Origin of the sequence: Acinetobacter sp. (assembly GCF_045628685.1) — a bacterium.
Lineage (GTDB): Bacteria > Pseudomonadota > Gammaproteobacteria > Pseudomonadales > Moraxellaceae > Acinetobacter.
This window is the reverse complement of sequence record NZ_JAZQPV010000120.1, coordinates 1-4,075: the sequence shown is the minus strand read 5'-3', so window position 1 is coordinate 4,075 and position 4,075 is coordinate 1. Positions and strand designations below refer to the sequence as shown.

Below are 4,075 nucleotides of genomic sequence, written 5' to 3'. Positions count from 1 at the left end.
GAACATGTTATAGTAAAAACCAACAGGGCGCATGGTTTTAATAGACACCGTATGGGGCAATTCTTTTAAAATGTTTTCTACCCAATAATGCGCTGCCAGCATACCAACGCCTTTATCAGTATGTGCACCGATGCTGCTCAGGTGGATCACTTTAGTAACGCCCGAGTTCAAAATGGCTTCCACGTAACTTTTGGCAATAGCTTGCCAATAGGTATCCATGATGATCTTGGCATCAAGAAAATTAATAGGTGGTTCCATTAAATACACAATATCCGCACCTATAAATGTTTCCGTTAAAAAGTCTACATTGTCAATGCAGCCGACTGCGGCCTTTGCACCAATGTTTTCTATTTCGTTTTTTCTTTCAGCTTTACTGGTAATGACTGTTACTGAATGGCCTTTTTGCACCAATGTGGTTGCAAGTGGTTTGCCGATATGGCCTAATGAACCTGTAAGTATAATTTTCATTTTTTTCTGTTTTGTTGAACTATGCAAAGGTGCATGGTCGTTAAAAAACAGATGTAGCCAAATCTATTTTTGTTGTAGTCAAAACTCTTGCGATCGTATCACTTACCTATAAAATACATTAAATTTATGACCATCGTGGTCGGCTACAGCAAAATTTGCCCATATTTTTTTGTGTCCACGCGCTATAGATTTAGGGTCTATATGTATCTCAGTTATTATACATCGTAACTAGTCTAGTGCTTGTAGTGATGGGTGCACTTTTAAATATCTAATAAAAGCTATAAAACACCAAGAGGTTGCTCATTTTTCAAATGATACAACCTCTTGTTTAACATCCACGTTTTTTTCGCAGAGATGAGTGTAATTATTTACTCTTCTTTACAAAATCAATCATGGTCGATATCTCTTGAAGCGCTTTACCCTCATCAGAAGAAAATCCCGTTGTAATAAAACGCATCATACCCTGAGGATCAATGAAAATTTTCGTTGGTATTCCTGAAACTTTATAGGCTTCAGCTACTGCAGATTTTTTAGTATCAACATTGCGTAAATCCATCAGTACCTCAAAGGAGTAGTTATGGTCTACAACATACTGCTTAGCATCTTTAGTGGCATCAACGCCACCTTTTTCCCATGTATGCAGAAATAGAAATTTAACATCTTTATCATCTTTATATTTGTTTACAGCTTTCTGCATTGTTGGAAATGAGGCTTTACATGGCTCACACCAGGTTGCCCAAAAATCTAAAATAACCACCTTACCTTTAAGGTCACTAAGGCGTACTAATTTACCATCAACATCAGCAAGTGTGAAATTAGGAGCGGGCAATTTGATCGCAGCATTTAAGGTCTGCTTAAGTACAAAATCATTTTTCTTTTGTTCCAGCTTTTTTAAATACGCTTCATAACCCTCTAAGCTATCGTAATTTGCCGCGTAGGCCAATTTTAAATGGTTAACTATGCCAGGAATACGGTTCTCATTTTGGAAAGATGCTTCTAAAAGAGGAAACGCTTGTTTATATCTTTTGGTATTCAAAAGACTGACAAGATAATTTTGCTTAAGTTTAGCATAAAGACCTTGATCGACATTTTCATATTTTGACAATTCAAGTTGCAAAAGATTATTATAATTATACGCTTGTTCATATTGTTTATCTTGAATAAATACATCAAAATAAGCTAGTAATGCGTTATAATATTTTCCTGCAGCAGCGGACCAAATCTTTTTATTTTCTGGTAATTGTGCACGCGTATATTCAATATAAGTTGTTATGTACGGAAGTGCGATTTTTGTATCATGACGTATCAAATTTTGAATCATAATAGGATAAATTTGCATCGCTTGAATGGCTTTGCCTTTAGGATCTTTCGCATATTCAATTTGATTTAAATATTGCTCAACTTTCTCCTTGTTCCCAATTTTTGCAAATTCCAGCACCATTGTCAGGTTATGCACACCAAGGTTGAGTTGCTTATTTGATTTTAGAAGTGAAGTATAAAGAGAGTCTTTTACAAATACATCAGGCATCTGGCCAATAGTTTGCAAACGTTGTTGTGTATTCAATATCCCATTGGGGAACTTTCTTAGAATTGAAGTTTGTATTTCAGCTACTTTCGCCTCATTCTGGTCATTTCTATAATACCAATAAACAATCAGCTGAGACTCTTCCGACTTACTTTTAAATAGCCGCTGTAATTCTTGTAGACGAACTTTTTCGCTCTTAATTTGTGCTATTTCTCTAGCCCTAACCTGAATGCTATCTAGAGAAATTTTCTGTGCAAAAGTATCTTCTCAATCGGTTTTTGTTAAAAAACATAATGAACTGGATTCAAACGATACAAAAATTTCAGTTGCAGATATTTTTCAGGATATTTACCACTATGAATATTGGGCGAAATGATACATGTTACTGCGGAAGTGGATTAAAATTTAAAAAGTGCTGTATATCAAAGTTAGAACCCGAGAAAATATCGATTCAAATGACCATCCCTTCCCTGATGGGGGTCGTGAAATTTGCACTCGAAAATCTTGGAATACTATCGGATGGAGTGAAAAGTGTAAAAGTTAAAGAGATCCGTCTGATGAATGGGGGTGACACAATCCTTTGTGAATTTTACTCAGACCATACGAAATCCTTAGATATTAAAATGGAGATGGCTGGAATTATGGGGTGCCTGAGCGGCCTATTCAAAGGAGATCCTTATGAGTGCGTTACCATTTCTTACTTTTCCGCAGCCGCTTTTAATGATCAGGATGAGGAAATGTTGAATGTTGTTTCATCAAGGGTGGCAGCTTCTTCAATTAGCACCAATTCTATTGAATGGTTAAGAACCTCAATGTTCACCGAGAATACTCCAGACTACAGGGTTTCCAGAGCCAAAACAATTATTTCGGATATTGAAAACGCTGTGAGACAAACTATTAAAGATATTTATAAAACAAAGCTTGGTGCGAATTGGTGGCACTTAGCTATTGATAGTAAAATCGCTACATCAATTGAAAGGACATATTCGAATCAATTCGGTGCTTCCATTATTGATGGAGACATTCTTATTGATTACAGTTATACGCTAGATATAAAGAAGATAATAAGTGCTGACTGGGGTTCCTTCAAACACTTGTTTGCGAAGAAAAACGAGTTTGAAGACATTATGATAGAGCTCAATACCATTAGACGCGAGGAAGCCCACAATAGACAAATTTCAAGACCGCAATTGGATGATTTGGAAAGAATATTTGATTTTTTGCTTTCTGAGATATGCCAATTATACCCATCTGTATTACCGGTTTTTATGATTGAAAATTGGAGATCGAAAATACAAGATGCAATGCATGTTGCATATAAGCCTGTTTACGCTTTCGAAGAATTTAATAGACTTGATGATGATGGGAAAAGACAGCTGATGATTAAGGATTGTAATTGCCAGATCGAATATATTGAGGGGCTTCTTTTGAAGCTTAATTCTTTCAAACCACCTATTTCAAAAAAGAACAAGCATGAGCAGCTAGTTTTGCAACTAACCAAGTATGGCGACCTCCAAGAAAGAAAACTTGTGATAGTTACAGAAAACAAAGAATGTGAAGTAGCTGGGTTCCAAATTGAATTAGAAGCGCATAAACAACGTATGGATGCTTTTTCCAAGAAGTTTCTGTTGGAGGAAAGTTAAGGGGGGCAAATCATGATTGAACGTGTTTATGTCTGGCAAACTTATTGCCAAGTAATAAACATTTAAGTTTAGGGAAGAGGATTATTTTCATTATAATCATCACTGCTTAAATTAAACCTAATGTCTAAGAACTCTTTAATTGCCTTAAAATTAGGCGTCATCAATTTAGATTCTAATCCGTAGGTATTGAGTACTGATATTATACCGATATTAAACTGATCCACAAATTCTATCGATTGGAAAGCTTTTAGTGGGAATTGCACGTAGCAATCTTTTTCATCCATATTCATATATTTATGAAATGTCTTTTTCAAATACTCAATCTGTTCTATATCACTGTTGAATGTTTTACCTTCTAAATTTTGTACTTTGTAATTAATCATGAAGTTTTGCATATTCATCAATATCTGCCAGTCTTTATAGCCTTTGCTTCTCAAGT

Annotated in this window: 4 protein-coding genes; 1 reads left to right on the top strand and 3 read right to left on the bottom strand. The window is 35.4% G+C overall.

What is annotated here, in order from left to right; genetic code table 11:
* A partial coding sequence (locus ACKI4H_RS15390; protein ID WP_407307273.1) for an SDR family oxidoreductase occupies window positions 1–468 on the bottom strand: 468 nt, incomplete at its 3' end.
* A 364-nt stretch (window positions 469–832) separates the two neighbouring features.
* Window positions 833–2,032 (bottom strand): TlpA family protein disulfide reductase, encoded by a 1,200-nt coding sequence (locus ACKI4H_RS15385; protein ID WP_407307271.1) that lies wholly within the window; start codon window positions 2,030–2,032, stop codon window positions 833–835.
* Between the two features lie 317 nt (window positions 2,033–2,349).
* Between ACKI4H_RS15385 and ACKI4H_RS15380 the strand changes: the two genes are divergently transcribed.
* The gene (locus ACKI4H_RS15380) at window positions 2,350–3,636 is read left to right on the top strand and encodes a YecA family protein (protein ID WP_407307269.1); all 1,287 of its coding nucleotides are present in this window, start codon (window positions 2,350–2,352) and stop codon (window positions 3,634–3,636) included.
* Between the two features lie 68 nt (window positions 3,637–3,704).
* On the opposite strand, the gene ACKI4H_RS15375 is transcribed toward ACKI4H_RS15380, so the two are convergent.
* Window positions 3,705–4,075, bottom strand: a 371-nt coding sequence (locus tag ACKI4H_RS15375) for a hypothetical protein (RefSeq protein WP_407307267.1), incomplete at its 5' end; no start/stop codon positions are given.